Origin of the sequence: Microbispora sp. ZYX-F-249 (genome assembly GCF_039649665.1) — a bacterium.
Classification (GTDB): Bacteria; Actinomycetota; Actinomycetes; order Streptosporangiales; family Streptosporangiaceae; genus Microbispora; species Microbispora maris.
This window is the reverse complement of sequence record NZ_JBDJAW010000007.1, coordinates 189180-205901: the sequence shown is the minus strand read 5'-3', so window position 1 is coordinate 205901 and position 16722 is coordinate 189180. Positions and strand designations below refer to the sequence as shown.

Here is a 16722-nt window from a genome sequence, read left to right as displayed (position 1 = left end):
GGATACTTCTGCGCGAATGGCCACCCGTGGCAGCGTTTCGGTTATTTTCGGCACGGCCGGCCGCCTTTATCGGCATCTGCTAACGATATGCGCCATTACTTTCGTCCCGGGCCTTGTGGCGCCGTTGGCCGTGCTGGTCGCCGCGGGCGGCCGGGTCGCGGTCGTCGGCGGAATCCCGCGGTTCGTCGAGCCCTCACCGGTCTTCGGCGTGGTCCTCGCCGTGTCCGCGGTGACCGCGATCGCGTCAGGCCTCGCCGCCCTGGCCGGCGGCGCCCGTCTCGTGCTGGACCACATCGACGGCCGTCCGTTGTCGGCCCGGCTCGCGGTGACGGCCGTCCTGCGCCGGCCGCGAGCGTTCGCCATGCTCGTCATCGTGTTCGTGCCGGCCGTCGCCGTGCTGGTGGCCATCGGTGCGGCGCTCGCGGCCTCGGCGGAGTCCGTCGTCCCGGCGGTGATCGTGGTGACGGCGGCCGGCGTCACCACGCTGCCGCTGATGATCGCGTGGGCCGCACTGACCGACGGGGTGCCTCCGCTGCGCACGACGTGGCGGCTGATCTCCCGTGGCTACGGCGAGGCCGTCTGGACGCTGGCGCTGGGATACCTCGCCGTTCCCGTCCTGCTCCACCTGGGCCTGTTCGCACTGGGCGGGCTGCTTCCCGCCCCCACCGACGGGCTGTTCCGCGACGCGGCGCGACTGGCCGCGACCGTCCTGCAGACGCCGCTCCAGGCCGCCGCCGTGGGCTGCTGCTACGCCCGCCTGCAACGGTTGGAACCGGCCACTGTCCACGGCCTCGACCGGGAGGAGGGCCACGACCGCGGAAACGAGCGCGTCGGGCGGCGGCGGTGGTGGCCGATCGTCGCGTGGCCGGCCGTACTGCTGGTCGCCCTGCTGCCCGGTCTGCTGTACGGCGGGTACGCGGCCGAGCCGCTCTCATGGGCCCGAACGGTCGACAACGAGATCGGCGTCAAGGAAGAGGCCGTGGACTACCCGTCGCGCACCGAGATCATGCTCGGCCCCGGCGGGAAACCTGTCGTCTTCCGCGACGAGCGCCGCCCGGTGGCGGTGTTCTGCGGTGACGACACGTGTGGCGACCATGTCAGCGTCACGCTGGACGAGCACTTCCGCACCCATCCGGCGACGGTGGTCGCGCCCGACGGCTCGCTGGTCGTCGCGGGCTGGACAGATGAGATCGGCGCCTCCCGGATGGAGCTGGTGATGTTCTCCTGCCGGCCCGACGGCTGCATCCGGCGGCCGGGCGAACCGCTGGCCACCGAGGAGACGTCGGACGCGCGGGCCGCCGCCGTGGCGACACCGCACGGCCTCGCCATCGCCTGGAGCGCCCGTCTTCCCGGCCGCGGCAAGAAGCCCCTCTCCCGCGTCGTGCTCGCGCTGTGCGACGACGTCGCCTGTGCCCGGCGCCGCGTCGTCCCGGTGGGCGACATCGTCGACAGCTGGACGCTGGAGGACATGGACGCCCGCGTCCTGGCCGTCGCCGCCTCCCCGGACGGGAGGCCGGTCGTCGCCTACACCGACAGGGGCACCCACAAGCTCACCGTGGCGAGCTGCGAGTCCGCGGCGTGCGCACACCCGTCGATCCACGCGTTCGACCTGCCCGCGCTGACCAGGTACACCTGGCTGACCAGCAACCTGCGCACGCAGGTGGCGGTGCGGCCGGACGGCCGGCCGGTCGTCGTGTACAGCGACCCCGGCGACGGTCACACCTCGACGGTCCTGCTCTGCTCCGATCCGGCCTGTTCCGGCACGCCTCGTTTCGTGCCCGTGCCCGAGGTCGTGGCGGTGAGCGCGCCCGGCCTCGCCCTGGACGCCCAAGGCCTCCCTCTGCTGGCCGGGTACCGCCGGAAGGGCGCCATGGTGATCGACCTGGTCGCGTGCCGGGACCAGGACTGCGCCCGCCGCTCCGCCTCCCCTCTGCTGCCCGCCGGCGGGGTCGGGCAGTTCGACCTCGCCATCGGCTCCGACCAACGGCCGCGCATTCTGTGGTACGGCACGGCCGATCCGGCCGGCGACAACGCGTACCACCTGCTCACCTGCGCCGACCCGCACTGCGCCCCATGAGGAACGGGGGCCGGGGCGCCGATCTGCCCGCGGCCCGGCTTCACACGACCGGCCCGCGGCCACGAGGGGGGGGGAAATGAGTATCGAATCGTCCACCAGCCCCGCGGCCCGATCGGAGGGGTGGTCGCAGGAGACGCTCGCCGAGGTGTGGGGCGGACGCAACCTCGAGATCGTGTACGGCACCGCCGGCCGCCTCTACCGGCCGCTGCTGGCCGTGTGCGCCATGACGATCGTCCCGGCCCTCGTGGCGACGGCGGCCGTGGTCGTGGCCCTGGACGATCGGATCGTCATCGTCAACGGGACCCCGCTGCTCCTGACCTCGTCGCCGGGCGTCCTGTGGGCGTACGCCGGGGTGCTGCTCATCATGATCGCCGCCGGACTCGCCTGTTCGGCCGCGGGCAGCCGCCTCGTCGTCGATCACATCGACGGTCGCCCGTCGTCGCCGGCGCGTGCCGTCCTGGCCGTCCTGCGCCGTCCGCACGCCTTCCTGCTGCTCGCCGCCGAGCTGACGCTGGTGGCCGGAGCGCTGCTCGTCCTGGTCGTCGTCGTGGCGGAGCTGCTGGAGTCGATCGTTCTGGCGCTGGTCCTGGTCGCGGTGGCCGGCCTCTTCACGCTGCCCGCCCTGCTCGCCCTGACCGCGCTGACCGTGTCTTCGGGGCGCCTTCCTCCGCTGAGAACGGCGTTCCGCCTGGCCGCCCGCGACTACACGGGGACGGCCTGGAGGGTGGCGCTGGCGTGCCTCGTCATCCCCGGTCTGGCCCAGGCGGCCCTGTACGGCCTGCGCTTCCTGCTCCCGGTTCCCACCGGCGTGGCGATCGCCGACGCCGTACGGGTGACGGCGGGAGTCCTGCTCGCACCGTTTCAGGCGGCCACGCTGGGATGCTGCTACGCCTACCTCAGGAAGTGGGACACGCCGGAGCCCACGACGACCGGCGAACCCGCCAGGCGGCGGACCGGGTCCTGGCCTGTCGTGGCCGCGCTGCTCCCCGGCCTGCTGTACGGGGTGTTCGCCGCCGCCAACCCGCTCGGGCGGGCCGAGGTGGTCGACAACGAGCTCATCGCGAAGGAGCGGTACCCGGACCAGCCGATCGGCGCCCAGATCGTCACCGGCTCCGGCGGCCGACCGGTCGTCATCACCGACCGCGGCATGCCGAAGCCGGCCTTCTGCGGCGACGGCGCCTGCGCGCGGCAGGCCGCCGTCCCCCTGGGGGCCTACCTGGACGGGCAGTCCGTCGCCACCTCCATGCCCGACGACTCGGTGCTGATCCCCGGATGGGTGTACGAGCCGTCGCCGAGCGACGACGTCGAGCTCCACCTGTTCTCCTGCCGCCCCGGCGGCTGTGCGCGACGGCCCGGAAGTCCGTTGAGGCTGGCGCGGAAAGGGTGGCTGCACGTGAACGTCGCGGCGGCCGCGACACCGGACGGCGTCGCCATCGCGTCGATCGCCCCGGAGCCCGGCTCCGGCGGCGTTTTCGCGCGCGTCGAGCTCACGCTCTGCCGGGACGCCGCGTGCACCGCTCCGCGGACCGTCACTGTCGGCCGCCTCCGCGACAGGGCCGCCGTCAGCGTGGACAACCGCACGGTCGCCGTCGCCGTGTCCCCGGACGGGCGCCCGGTGATCGCCTTCGTCGACCGGGTCTCGCGGAGGACGACCGTGGTGAGCTGCGACTCTCCCGCGTGCCCGCATCCGCGGAGCCATGCCTTCACGGCGTCCGAGTCGCCCGAGCCGGTCCTGTGGGGGTGGCTCACCGGTTCACTGCGGATCCAGATGGCGATCGGGCCGGACGGCAGGCCGGTGATCGTCGAGAATGACCCGGAGCGCGAGGTCTCGAAGATCCTTTTCTGTCCCGACCGGGAGTGTTCCGGGGCCCCGCGGTCCGTGACCGTGTCCGAGATCGCCACCAGGAGCGCCCCCGGCCTGGCCCTTGACGCCGCCGGCCGTCCGATCCTGGCCGGCTACGACACGGAGAACCTCTGGGTGACCGTCCTGGCGTGCGAGGACACCGGCTGCGCCCGCCGCCGGCTCACCCCCCTCATTCCCGCGAACGCGTTCGGTCCCCTCGACCTCGTCATCGGCCCCGACCGCCGCCCGCGCATCGTCTGGTACGGCACGCCCGATCGCGGGGGGACGCCCGCTTATCACGTCCTCACCTGCGCCGACCCGTACTGCCTGAAGTCCTGAACGAAGCGCCCGGACACACGGAGGAGGGACATGAGCCTCGGCACGCCGGTGAGCGAGGCGGGATCGCCCGCCGCCTGGCCGGATGACGCGTTCGACCAGTTGAGAGGCTTTCGCGGCCTGCGCATTATGTACGGCACGGCCGTCCGTCTCTACCGGCATCTGCTGGCGGTGTGCGCCCTGGTCCTCGTCCCGCCGTTCGTGGCGCTGGTGGCCGTGCTGGTGGCCCTGGGCCACCGGGTCTCCTTCGTCAACGGAGCTCCTGTGCTCCTCGTGCCCTCACCGGCCGTCCTATGGATCGTCGTCGGGCTCGTGCTGACGACCGTCGTGGCGGGCTTCGCCTGCCTGGCCGCGGGCAGCCACCTCGTGGTGGGCCACATCGAGGGCCGCCCCCTGTCGGCGGGGCGTGCCGTTCTGGCCGTTCTCCGGCGCCCGCACGCCGTGCTGCTGCTCACCGTCAATCTCGTGGTGATTCTCGCCGTGCAGGCCGGCGTCACGGCCGTGGTGGCCCATGCGACGGGATCGATCGTCGCGGCGGTGATCCTGGGCGTGCTGCTCGTCCTCCTGGCGCTCCCGGCCGTACTCGCCTGGACGGCGCTGCCCGAACGGATTCCCCCGCTGACGGCGGCGTATCACCTGGCGGCCTACGACTACTGGTGGACGATCCGGACGATCGTGGTGGCCTTCGCCGTCGTTCCGGGCCTGGCGCAGCTCGGTCTGCACCTCCTCTGCGCGGCCCTCCCCGTCCCGGCCGGTGTGCAGTTCGGTGACGCCCTGCGGATGACGGCGGGCGTCCTGCTGGTGCCGTTCCAGGCCGCGGTGCTCGGCTGCTGCTACGCGCGGCTTCATAAGAAGAACGAGGCGCGCTGGGGAGCCCTGGTGATCCGGGGAGACAAGGGCGGGCGCGGATGCTCCGCGACCGCGCCCGGCGGCGCGCGCGGCGGGTGGCGTACGCGCTGGTGGCCGGTCGGGCTGGTGCTTCTGCCCGGCCTGCTGTACGGCGGCTACGCGGTGGCCGGTCCGCTCGCCGGCGTGACCGACAACGAGATCGCGGGCGAGGACCTCGGCTGGGATCTCCGCGAGAACGGCCCGGGACCGGTCCGGATCGTCTTCGGCCCTCGCGGGGTTCCGATCGTCATCCGCGACCGGGGGTTCCAGGAGGTGACGTTCTGCGGCGACGGCACCTGCGGCACGCAGACCACCGTCATCCTGGACGCCTCCTTCGAGGGGCAGGCCGGGGCGGCGGTCACCCCCGACGGCTCGGTGGTGTTCGCGGGCTGGGTGAGAGGGCCCGATGAGGCCGGACGGCGGAAGCTCCAGCTGTTCTCCTGCCGGCCCGGCGGCTGCACGTGGCGTCCCGGCCCGCCGTTGCGGACAGCGCCCGGCGACGCGTTCCGGCTGGACGTGGCCCCGGTGAACGCCACGGCGGTCGCGACGCGAGACGGCATCGCCGTCGCCTCGATCGCGCCCGTCTCCGCGGACCGATACCCGGCTCCCGCACGCGTGACGCTCACGCGGTGCCCGGACCTCGCCTGCGTCCACCCCCGGACGATCACGGTGGGAGACCTCACCGTCGCGGACTTCGTCGGAGACCGAAAGCCCCGCGCCCTCGCCGTAGCGGCGTCTCCGGACAGGCGCCCGGTGATCGCGTACGCGGACCCGATCACCCGGAAGGTCACCATCGCGATCTGCGACACCGTGGCGTGCGGGCATCCGGCCATGCGCGCGTTCGACATGCCCGACAGGTCCTCGCCACGGTACGACCCCCGGAGGTCCTTCGACGACCTGCGGCTCCAGGTCGCCGTCAGGCCGGACGGCAGACCGGTGATCGTCCACAACGGTGGTGGCACCGGGGACACGACGATCCTGCTCTGCCGCGATCCGTCCTGCTCCGGGACCCCGCGGACGGTGCCGGCCTCCGAGCTGGTCGCGCTGAGCGCCCCCGGCCTGGCCCTGGATCCGGCCGGCCGGCCCGTTCTGGCCGGGTACGACGCGGCCGGCCCACCGGTAGCCGTCCTGTTCTGCCGCGACGACGACTGCGTGGGGAGAGGCGTCACCCGCCTGGTCCCCACGTCCCACGTGGGCGAGGCGGACGTCGCCATCGGTCCCGACCGGCGCCCGCGCGTCGTGTGGTACGGCACGCGCGACGGCAGGACAACCCCCACCTATCACGTCCTCACCTGCGCCGACGCCTGGTGCGGCCTGCGGCCGTCGCCGTCCTGACGAGCGGCCGCCGCCACCGGGGGCGGCACGGGGGCCTGGGCACGGCCCGGCGAGAGCGGGGCGGGGGTGGACGCCGGCAAGGGGATTGGTACCGTTGCGTCCGACGCGCGCCGCGCAGCGAAGTCCGGTGAGAATCCGGCGCTGTCCCGCAACTGTGGTTCCCCGCCCCCGGGGACGAGCCAGGTCGCCTGCGCTGCGCGCCGACGCCATCGACCCTCGTGGAAAAGGGTGATCCGTCGCTTCCAGCGGGTCTCTCGATTCCCGGCATTCCCCCTGATGGAGGACCCTCGTGAGGCCCGTACGCACGGCCGTCGCGGGTGTGGTGCTGGGCGTGCTCGGACTGGCCGGCTGCGGCCAGACCGACGGCGCCGCCACGTCCGCGCCCCCCACCCCCGCAGTCTCGGACACCGCCGCCTCGAACGGCACGGGACAGGGCGCCTTCCCCGTCACCGTGCAGGCCGGAAACGGCGCGGTGACCATCGCCAAGCGCCCCGAGCACATCGTGTCGCTGTCGCCCACGGCCACCGAGATCCTGTTCGCGATCGGCGCGGGCGCGCAGGTGTCGGCGGTGGACGACCAGTCGAACTACCCGCCGGAGGCGCCGAAGACCTCGTTGTCGGGGTTCAAGCCCAACGTCGAGGCGATCGTGGCCGCCAAGCCCGACCTCGTCGTGCTCGCCAACGACCTCGAAGGCGTCGTGGCCGGTCTGGGGAAGGTCGGCGTGCCGGTGCTGCTCGAACCCGCCGCGACCAAGCTGGACGAGACCTACGACCAGATCAGGGACCTCGGCGCGGCCACCGGCAACACGGCCAAGGCCGAGGAGGTGGCCGACGGCGTCAAGCAGAAGATCGACGCCCTCGCGGCGGCGGCGCCGAAGGGCAAGAGCCTGACCTATTACCACGAGTTGGACAGCACGCCCTACGCGGCGACGTCCAGCACCTTCATCGGGCAGGTCTACAACCTGTTCGGGCTGAAGAACATCGCCGACGAGGCGCCCGACGCGGCGGGCGGATACCCCAAGCTGTCGGCGGAGTTCATCGCCAAGGCCGACCCCGACCTGATCTTCCTGGGCGACACCAAGTGCTGCGGCCAGAACGCCGCCACGCTGGCCAAGCGGCCCGGCTGGTCCGGTCTGTCCGCGGTGAAGAAGGGCCGCGTGGTCGAGCTGGACGACGACATCGCCTCCCGCTGGGGGCCGCGGGTCGCCGATCTCGCCCAGGCCGTCGGCGACGCCGTCCAGAAGGCGGCGAACTGAGCTCGTGGCGGTGTGAACGCGTGGCCGGTGAATGCGTGGTGACGCCGTGATCCCGGCCCGGCGCGGGCGGGCGCTGCTCGTCGCGTCCGTCGTGCTGGCGGCCAGCCTCGCCGTCGGCCTGGTGGCGGGCGCGGCGGGCATCTCGCCCCGCGGCATCGCGCTCGCGCTGCTCGACCGGCTGCCGCTGGTGTCCCTGCACTCGGGGCTCGCGCCGGTCGAGGAGAACCTGCTGTTCCAGCTCCGGGTGCCGCGGGTGCTGCTCGCCGCCGTCGTGGGCGGGCTGCTCGCCACCGCCGGGGCGGGCTACCAAGGGGTGTTCCGCAACCCGCTGGCCGATCCGTACCTGCTCGGCGCGGCGGCCGGGGCCGGTCTCACGGTCACGCTCGTCGTGGTCTTCCTGGGCGGCGACGCCGGGGTCACCGCGGTGCCGGTCGCCGCCTTCGCCGGGGCCGTCGGCGGGGTGTTCCTCGCGTACGCGCTGGGCCACACGGCGGGCCGGGGCGGCGGCACCGCGACGCTCGTGCTCGCCGGGGTCGCGGTCACCTCGTTCCTCACCGCGATCCAGACCTTCGTGCAGCAGCTCAAGGTGGAGGAGCTGCAGCGGATCTACGCCTGGATCCTCGGCGACGTCGGCGGCGGCTGGGACCAGGTCCGCATGATCGCGCCGTACGCCGTGGTGTCGACCGTCGTCATGCTGCTGCACGGGCGGCTGCTCGACGTGCTGTCGGTCGGCGACGAGGAGGCCGTCAGCCTCGGCCTGCACGCGGCGCGTGTGCGATTCGCCGTGGTGCTGGCCGCCTCGCTCGCCACCGCGGCCGCGGTCGCGGTCAGCGGGCTGATCGCGTTCGTCGGGATCGTCGTGCCGCACGTGGTCAGGCGGCTCGCCGGCTGGTCGTACCGGATCGTGCTGCCGCTGTCGTTCCTCGGCGGCGCGGCGTTCCTCGTGCTGGCCGACACGATCGCGCGCACCGTGCTCGCGCCGGCCGAGCTGCCGATCGGGGTGGTGACGGCGTTCGTCGGCGCGCCCTTCTTCGTCACCGTGCTGCGCGTGACCCGGCGGGTGGAGACGTGAGCGGCGACGGGCACCCGGCGATCGAGGCGCGCGGCGTGGGCGTCACGCTCGGCGGACGGCGGGTGCTCACGGACGTCACGCTGTCGGCCGAGCGCGGCCGGTGGCTGGCGGTCATCGGGCCGAACGGCGCGGGCAAGTCCACGCTGCTGCGGGCCGTCGCCGGGCTGGTCCCGAGAGAGGGCGAGGTGCTCGTCGACGGGACGGCCGTGGACGACCTGCGCCCGCGCCGGCGGGCCCGGCTGATCGCCTACGCCCCGCAGAGTCCCGCGCTGCCGCCCGACATGAAGGTGTACGACTACGCGCTGCTGGGCCGCACGCCGTACATCCCCTACCTCGGCAGCGAGAGCCCGCGGGACCGCGAGGTGACGCGGTCGGTGCTGGAACGGCTCGACCTGGACGGCTTCGCGTCCCGGCCGCTCGGGCACCTGTCCGGGGGCGAACGGCAGCGGGTCGTGCTCGCCCGGGCGCTGGCGCAGCAGGCGCCGGTGCTCCTGCTGGACGAGCCGACGACGGCGCTCGACCTCGGCCATCAGCAGCAGGTGCTCGAACTCGTCGACCGGCTGCGCCTGGCCGACGGCCTCACCGTCGTCACGACGCTGCACGACCTCAGCCTCGCCGGGCAGTACGCCGACGCGCTCGTGCTGCTCGCCGCCGGTCGCGCGGTCGCGGCCGGGCCACCCGAGCGGGTGCTGGCCGAGCCCCTGCTGACCGAGCACTTCGGCGCCAGCGTGCGGGTGGAGCCGGGCGCCGACGGCCGCCCGCTCGTCCACCTGGTCCGGCCGCCGGCCTCCCGGATGGCCCCCGCGGAGGGAGCGTGACGGGCCTGCCGCGGCCGTCCCTGACCTACCGCGAGGAGGACGGCCTGCGGCTCGGCGCGCTGCTGTGGCGGTTCGGGCCCGGCTGGCGGATGATCTCCTCCGCGATGCTGGGCGGCGGCGTCGGCCGCCGCGAGTGGGTGCTGAACGCGCAGGTGGCGGCCGGTTACGCACGCATGGATCCGGTGGAGCACATGGACGCGCTCGGCCCCGGCGGTCCCGGGGTCGGCATGATGACGGCGGCGCTGGTGGAGCGCTACGCCGCCGCGGCGGACGGGGGAGCGGAGGCCGTCGCCACGGTGGGACTCGGCGTGCCGACCTGGGCGGCCTCGCCCGAGGGCGTGCCCGACCCCGGCGTGCCGTACGTCCCCGAACCCGCGCGGGAGGCGGTCGGCGGGGGCGACGCGGGGGCGGGCGTGCCGCGCCCGGGGACGATCAACATCCTGGTGGCCGTGCCCGTCGCGTTCTCCGACCCTGCGCTGGTCAACGCCGTGATGACGGTGACCGAGGCGAAGACGCAGGCGCTGCTGGAGGCGGGCTTTCCCTGTACGGGGACCGCGTCGGACGCCGTCTGCGTCGCCGTACGGGAGGAGGGCCCGGCGGAGGCGTTCGGCGGCCCGCGCTCGCTGTGGGGCGCGCGGATCGCCCGTGCGGTCCACCGGGCCGTCCTCGACGGCGCGCGGGACTGGCGGGCCCGCCGGGCTACTTGAAGGTGATCGTGTTCACCATGTGGTCGATGAGCGCGCGGTCGCACCGGCCGGCCGGGCAGAAGAACGTGATCAGGACGGTCGTGCCGGCGTCGCCCTGACGGACGACGTAGGCGGAGAAGTCCAGGCGCCCGGTCTGCTGGGGGTCGCTGAGCACGCCCTCGATCCGGAACGCCGGCTTGGCCCCGACGGTCGTGGGAGCCGGCACGCCGTAGTAGGTGGTCACGCCGGGGAGCGCGGGGCCCAGGCTCTCCTGCAGCTCCAACGGCGAGTCCGAGGTGCTCAGAGTGTTGCTGACCTGGGCGAACACCCCCGTCGCCCGGTCCGGGTGGGCCGTGATGATGGGGTTCACCTTCGACCAGTCGGTGTTGCCCGGCACCGCGAACAACGCGTCGAACTCGCCGACGGCGGGTGAGGCGATCATCCACTGGTCGGCGTTGGTCCTGGCCTCGCCCCAGCTCGCGGGGTAGGCCATGGTGAACGGCGCCGCGGTGCTGCCGGGATAGGTGTTCCACGTGGCGGCGGTGTCGCCGCCACGGGTGAGCAGCAGCGCGGCGGCGACGGCGATGGACACCAGGACCGCCAGACCGCCGATCAGCGGCCCGAGCGGCAGTCCACGCCGGCGGCCCCGCGAGGCGGCCGACGCGACCGTCGCCTGCGTGCGCGGCGACTCGGGAGGGTACGAGCCGTGCCCCTGGGCCTGCCCGTGACCGGAGGTCCCGGCGCCCGGCGGGTGGCTCACGGGCGGGCGGGACGCCGAGGGCACCGACTGCGGCGGCACCGAGCCCGGGGCGGGGGAGACGGGCGGCCGGGTGCCGGGCGGGAACGAGGAGGGCGCGGCCCGCGGATAGGACCCCTGCGCATGGGGTTCCTGCGGATAGGACCCCTGCGTATGGGGCTCCCGCGGGTAGGAGCCTTGCGGGTAGGACCCGGCGGACACGGGGGGTGCCGGGATCACGGTAGGCCCGGAGGACGCCTGGGGGCCCGGGGGATAGGACGGGGAGACCGGCCCCGCCGGGTCGCCCACGCCGCCGCTGATCGCGTCGCGCAGGGCCGACACGAACGCCTGGCCGGTCGGGAACCGGTCGTCCGGCGCCTTGGCCAGCGCCCGCAGCAGGACCGCGTTCACCGCGTGCGGCAGGTCCGGCCGGTACGGCGTGAGCGGCGGCGGTTCGTGGGAGACGTGGGCGTAGAGCAGCGCGAGTTCGGTGTCCCGCTGGAACGGCGGCTGCCCGGCGAGCGCCTCGTACACCACGCAGGCGAAGGCGTACAGGTCGCTGCGGCCGTCGACCGGCAGGCCCCGGATCTGCTCGGGGGCGACGTAGCGCGGGGTGCCCATGAAGTGGCCGTGGCTGGTCAGCCCGGCCTCGGCCGCGGAGCTCTTGGTCAGCCCGAAGTCGGTCAGGTAGATGTGGTCGGACTGGGTGACCAGGATGTTGGCCGGCTTGACGTCGCGGTGCACCAGGCCGTGCGCGTGCGCCGAGTCCAGGGCGGAGGCGATCTGCGCGAACAGCAGGTTGGCCCGCCCGGCGGGCAGCGGGCCCTCCGACTGCACGAGCTTGCGCATGTCGCTGCCCTCGACGTAGCGCATGGCGATGAACAGCAGCTCGTCGCGCTCGCCGGCCTCGTACACCGGGATGATGTTGGGGTGGTCGATGCTCGCCACCATCCGCGACTCGCGCACGAACCGGTCGCGGAAGCGGTCGTCGTGCGCGAGCTGCGGCGCGAGCACCTTCAGCGCCACGGCCCGGCCGAGCCGCTGGTCGCGCGCCCGGTAGACCGTCGCCATGCCGCCCCGCCCGACGACCGCCTCGATGGTGTAGTCGCCGAGCCGCCGCCCGACGAGCGGCGGCATCACGGGCCCCTCTGTCATGCGGCATCCCCCTTGAACGTTCTATTGGTTATGAGCACATCGCTCACGAATCGACTGGATTCCCGCAGAAGCCGCAGAAACGGTGTCCCTGGCCCAGACGCATGCCGCACTGCGTGCAGAACTTCAGCTGTGCCTGTCCCTGCGGAGGCGACGACGGGTTCGGCGGGTACGAGGGCCCGCGCGGCGGTGCGGGGTCGCCCGGATACGAGTGCCCGTGCGGGGGCGACAGATCCGCGGGGTACGACTGCCCGCCCGGCGGGGACGGATCCGCGGGCCCGGGACCCGGCGGCGCCGGAGCCGGCCGCATGACCTCCGGAGACCGGGCGGCCTCGGCCCCGAACACCCGCGTCACGGCGTACGGCGGCCAGGAGGTCTCCCCGGAGTGGTTCGCCCCGGCCTCGGCCGCGCCCGGGTCCGCCTGGACGCCGCCGAGGTAGGCGTCGCCGGCCGGGGTGCCCTCGCCGTCCCGCGGTCCCGCCGCGCTCCTGCGGCGCAGCAGCACGACGCCGCCCGCCAGCAGGGCGAGGACCACCACGCCCCCGGCCACCCACACGTACGGCGGCACCGACGAGGACTTGGGCTGCTCCGCGCGCGCGGGGCGGGCCACCGGCCGGCTGCCGGCGTCCACGGCCGTGCCGGCCTTGGCCCGGGAGTCCCGCAGGTGGCCGGCCGCGACCACGTGGTCGGGCCGCAGGTTGAGCACCTGCTGCAGCGCGGGGATCGCGCCGGTGTAGAGCTTGTTGTGGTAGGAGGCGAGCGCGTTCTCGTACACGACGTCGACCGGGCCGCGGCGCGGGGTGACGCCGGCGGCGACCAGCGCACTGCGGATCTCGTCGGCGGGGGTGATGGTCATGGGCTGGTCGCCGCCGCCGGAGATGAACCCGATCACCTCGCTCTTGCCGTCGTCGATGAGGGCCGCGCCGGACGCGCCGTCGTCGAGCAGCTTGCGGACCTTGTCGCGCTCCTTGAAGGTCCGGCTGCCCGGGGGGTCGAGGTGCGCGGTGTCGAGCTTGGGCCCCAGCTTCGCCGAGGGCCTGCCGGTCAGCGTCATCACGTCGAGCGACTCGACCGCGCCGCCGATCGCGGTGCCCAGCGGGACCGTGGGCAGCGTCTGCTTCTCGCCGCCCTTGGTGACCTTGAGCACCGCCGGGGCCGCGGGACCCGCGCCGGTGGTCAGGATCTGCGCGGGCAGGCCCCCGGGCGGCGGCGGGTCGAGGTAGGGGTGCACGGTGACGTTCGTCGTGACGTCCGCGAGGCAGGTCGAGTCGGTCTGCTGCGGCGGGTAGCACGCCTTGAGCCGCCGGTCGAGGTCGGGGTCGTCCAGCGAGTGCCGCTTGAAGTCGGCCGGGATCTTCACCTTGAAGTACTCGGCGAAGACCCGGTTGGCGGCGTACACCCGGGGGTCGTCGGCGGCCTGCACGACCTGGGTCGCGGTGACGACCACCCCGTCGGGCGTGACCGTGAAGCCGCTGCCCTTGGCGAGGTCGACGTCGTAGTCGCGGACCATCTGCTTGATCACGCCGCGGTCGTCCAGCAGCGTGATGCGGACGTGCGAGGAGGACTCCACGCGTACGGCGCCCGGGGTGACGCGGTCGGTGGAACCGCTGGGGTGCGGGTGGAGCATGGGGGCCGCGAACGCGGCGAACGCGCCCAGCCCCGCGATGAGGGAGTGCAGGCGGGGCATCTGCGTCTCCTAGGCGTGTTCGGATCGCTTCAAGCGTCTCAGCGCGGACAGTGCTCGACAAGATGAGTATCGTGACCGACACCCACTTGATACAGGCTGATGATCGCGCGGTCACTTGACGATGACTTGCAGGCCAATTGCGGGACGTCTGTTCCCTGCTGCGCGCTATGCCGGATAGGGGTTACTCTGCGCGTCATGCGCTTGTCCCCCCTCCGTTCGGTTCCCCGCGTCGACCTCCTGATCGGCCTGGCCATCATGGCGCTGGGCACCCTCGAGGCGTTCACGGTCGCCACCGAGTACGGCGCGGCCCAGAACCCCGAGCTGTGGTGGGTCGGGCAGGCGCTGGCCACCGGAGTCCTGGTCTGGTACCGCCGCAGGGCGCCGGTGGCGGTGTTCATCCTGATGATCCTCGCGCAGTACCTCTGGCACCGGCAGGGCAACGAGCAGTGCCCGGTCTGGCAGCTCGCCGCGCTGCTCATCGTCTTCCACACGATCGGCGCCCACCTGCCCCTGAAGCACGGCGGCGCCTGGGCGCTCGCGGGCATCCTGATCTTCGACTCGGGGGCCGTCGACCACCGGTTCCTGCCGTTCGAGGAGGTCATCTACCTGACGGTGATGTTCGGCTCGGCGTACGCCACGGGCCTGGCGCTGCGCGGCTACCTGCTGCGCGCGCACCGGATGAGCGAGCGGGCGGCGCGGCTGGAGATCGAGCGGGAACGCCGGGCCGTCGAGGCCGTCGCGGCTGAGCGGAGCCGGATCGCCAGGGAACTGCACGACGTGGTGGCCCACAGCGTCAGCATGATGGTCATGCAGGCCGGCGCGCTGCGCCGCCGGATGGGCACGGCGCAGGAGGGCGAGCACTCGTCGGAGACCGCGATCCTGTCCGGCATCGAGCAGGCGGGCCGGGAGGCGGTCGAGGAGCTGCGGATCATGCTCGGCGCGCTGCGGATGCCGCAGGACGAGGCGCTGCCCCAGCCGGGCCTCGACATGGTGCCCAACCTCATCTCCACCGTCGGGTCCTCGGGGCTTCGCGTCACGCTGGAGACGGAGGGCGAGCCCGTTCACCTCGCGCCGGGTCTCGACCTGTCGGCCTACCGGATCGTGCAGGAGGCCCTCACCAACGCGGTGAAGTACGCCGGGGAGGCCGATGTGCGGATCCGGCTCGCCTACCGCCGTGATCACCTGGAGCTCGAGGTCGCCGATAATGGCGGGGGCGCAGGACCGGCGCTGTCCACCGGCAACGGGCTCATCGGCATGCGTGAGCGGGCCGAGCTGTTCGGCGGCACCCTCGACGCGGGGCCGCTGCCGGAGGGCGGCTTCCGCGTCCGCGCGACGCTGCCGATCTCCCAGGGAGTGCCGATGAGCGAGGCCACGAATTGACGATCCGCATCGTCCTCGCGGACGACCAGGCGATGATCCGGGCCGGTCTGCGCATGGTGGTCGAGAGCGAGCCCGGCATGGAGATCGTGGGCGAGGCCGCCGACGGCGTGGAGGCGGTCGCCCTGGCCCGCAGGGTCCAGCCCGACGTGGTGCTGATGGACATCTCGATGCCGCGCATGGACGGCCTCACCGCGGCCCGGCAGCTCCTCGACGCGCCGCATCCGCCCAAGGTCGTCATGCTGACGACGTTCGACACCGACGAGAACCTGTACGCCGCGCTGCGCGCGGGGACCAGCGGCTTCCTGCTGAAGGTGTCGCCGCCCGAGCAGCTCGTGGAGGCGATCAGGGTCGTCGCCGCGGGTGACGGCCTGCTCGACCCCGCCGTGACCACGCGGGTGATCGCCTCCTTCGCCGGCCGGCACGAGCCGGTGCGGCCGCCGCAGCTCGCCGAGCTCACCCCGCGCGAGCTCGAGGTGCTGCGGATGCTCGCCCGGGGCCTCACCAACGCCGAGATCGCCAAGGAGCTCTTCGTCGGCGAGGCCACGGTCAAGACCCACGTCGCCCGTGTGCTCATGAAGCTGAACCTGCGCGACCGCGCTCAGGCGGTCGTGTTCGCGTACGAGTCGGGCGTGGTGACGCCGGGGTCGGCGCTCGGGTAGTACGACGCCCACTGGGCGTCGGTCATCCTGAGCACCTTGAGGCCGAGGTAGCCCATGGCGATGACGGGGGCGCCCCAGAACGGGATCGTGGCCGGGCTGTAGGGCACGGCGGCCGCGCCGAGGTAGCCGGCGGCGACGACGGCCGGAACCCACCAGTGGACGAAGCCGGTGCGGGACACGGCCAGCAGGAGCAGCGGCAGTCCGACCATGCCGAAGTAGATCCACGGCAGCGTGAAGCCGAAGATCACGCCGGGCAGTTCGAACACCTGGTCGAACATCTTCTGGCCCTGCTCGACCGGGTAGTGCTGCCCGAACCACCACTCCACGGGGTCCATCAGGAGCAGCGCCGAGACGCTGATGTAGCCGACGATCGTCATGCCTCCGGCGATGTGCCCGAGGACGACGGACTTCTTGCGCACCAGGTGGAGCAGGCCGAAGGCCGCGATCGGGACGAGCAGCCAGCTCCAGTGGTAGAGCGCGGACTCCAGCTGGGCCAGGGCCGGGTTGTCGCCGTAGCTGACCATCTCGCGGTCGTCGCCCCAGGTGCCGGGGTCGACCAGCAGCGCGACGAACTGCAGCAGCGGCGCGACGAACAGCAAAACTCCGGTGACGCTGCGCCGGAAGGCCACCGAGTCGGACAGTTTGAACATCGATCTCCCCTTGTTCGGGTCTGTCTCCTACGGCCGGTGACGGTAGGTGGGCGACCCGCGGGAGCTCGTCCGCCGCTCGGGTGATGTCTCCTCATCCGCTAGGGCGACTTATCGCCACATGGCGAGGTATGTGTATATTTTCCGGAAG

General features: G+C 73.3%; 12 protein-coding genes and 1 riboswitch. Of the genes, 9 read left to right on the top strand and 3 right to left on the bottom strand.

The genetic code is table 11. From position 1 onward, the window contains the following. Positions 1-115: 115 nt before the first annotated feature. The 7 genes from AAH991_RS11890 to AAH991_RS11860 all read left to right on the top strand — a co-directional run bounded on the left by AAH991_RS11890 (position 116) and on the right by AAH991_RS11860 (position 10331). Complete coding sequence (locus AAH991_RS11890) at positions 116-2077, top strand: hypothetical protein (RefSeq protein WP_346225827.1); 1962 nt, start codon at positions 116-118, stop codon at positions 2075-2077. A gap of 76 nt (positions 2078-2153) precedes the next feature. Beyond that, positions 2154-4259 carry a hypothetical protein gene (locus tag AAH991_RS11885; protein ID WP_346225826.1) on the top strand — a complete coding sequence of 702 codons (2106 nt, stop codon included), beginning with the start codon at positions 2154-2156 and terminating at the stop codon, positions 4257-4259. Between the two features lie 30 nt (positions 4260-4289). Further along, a complete protein-coding gene (locus tag AAH991_RS11880; protein ID WP_346225825.1) occupies positions 4290-6479 on the top strand; it encodes a hypothetical protein in 2190 nt (729 codons plus the stop codon). Positions 6480-6602: 123 nt separating this feature from the next. Then, positions 6603-6663: riboswitch (cobalamin riboswitch) on the top strand. Positions 6664-6768: 105 nt separating this feature from the next. Continuing rightward, positions 6769-7734 (top strand): ABC transporter substrate-binding protein, encoded by a 966-nt coding sequence (locus AAH991_RS11875; protein WP_346225824.1) that lies wholly within the window; start codon positions 6769-6771, stop codon positions 7732-7734. Positions 7735-7765: 31 nt separating this feature from the next. Further along, positions 7766-8806, top strand: coding sequence for a FecCD family ABC transporter permease (locus tag AAH991_RS11870; protein ID WP_346225823.1), 1041 nt, complete (start codon positions 7766-7768; stop codon positions 8804-8806). Continuing rightward, complete coding sequence (locus tag AAH991_RS11865) at positions 8803-9624, top strand: ABC transporter ATP-binding protein (protein ID WP_346225822.1); 822 nt, start codon at positions 8803-8805, stop codon at positions 9622-9624. The genes AAH991_RS11870 and AAH991_RS11865 overlap by 4 nt, the downstream gene beginning before the upstream one ends. Continuing rightward, positions 9621-10331, top strand: coding sequence for an adenosylcobinamide amidohydrolase (locus AAH991_RS11860; RefSeq protein WP_428833976.1), 711 nt, complete (start codon positions 9621-9623; stop codon positions 10329-10331). The genes AAH991_RS11865 and AAH991_RS11860 overlap by 4 nt, the downstream gene beginning before the upstream one ends. On the opposite strand, the gene AAH991_RS11855 is transcribed toward AAH991_RS11860, so the two are convergent. Both AAH991_RS11855 and AAH991_RS11850 read right to left on the bottom strand, forming a co-directional pair. Beyond that, the gene (locus tag AAH991_RS11855) at positions 10324-12201 is read right to left on the bottom strand and encodes a serine/threonine-protein kinase (protein ID WP_346225821.1); all 1878 of its coding nucleotides are present in this window, start codon (positions 12199-12201) and stop codon (positions 10324-10326) included. The genes AAH991_RS11860 and AAH991_RS11855 overlap by 8 nt on opposite strands. A 43-nt stretch (positions 12202-12244) precedes the next feature. Beyond that, positions 12245-13885, bottom strand: a complete 1641-nt coding sequence (locus tag AAH991_RS11850; RefSeq protein ID WP_346225820.1) for a zinc ribbon domain-containing protein — start codon at positions 13883-13885, stop codon at positions 12245-12247. Between the two features lie 195 nt (positions 13886-14080). On the opposite strand from AAH991_RS11850, the gene AAH991_RS11845 reads away from it, so the two are divergent. Beyond that, the gene (locus AAH991_RS11845; RefSeq protein ID WP_346225819.1) at positions 14081-15265 is read left to right on the top strand and encodes a sensor histidine kinase; all 1185 of its coding nucleotides are present in this window, start codon (positions 14081-14083) and stop codon (positions 15263-15265) included. Beyond that, positions 15262-15924: a response regulator gene (locus AAH991_RS11840; protein ID WP_169978923.1), complete on the top strand. Its 663-nt coding sequence runs from the start codon at positions 15262-15264 to the stop codon at positions 15922-15924. Before AAH991_RS11845 ends, AAH991_RS11840 begins: the two co-directional genes overlap by 4 nt. Here the strand turns inward: AAH991_RS11840 and AAH991_RS11835 are convergent. Further along, complete coding sequence (locus AAH991_RS11835; RefSeq protein ID WP_346225818.1) at positions 15864-16574, bottom strand: hypothetical protein; 711 nt, start codon at positions 16572-16574, stop codon at positions 15864-15866. The genes AAH991_RS11840 and AAH991_RS11835 overlap by 61 nt on opposite strands. Positions 16575-16722 lie beyond the last annotated feature (148 nt).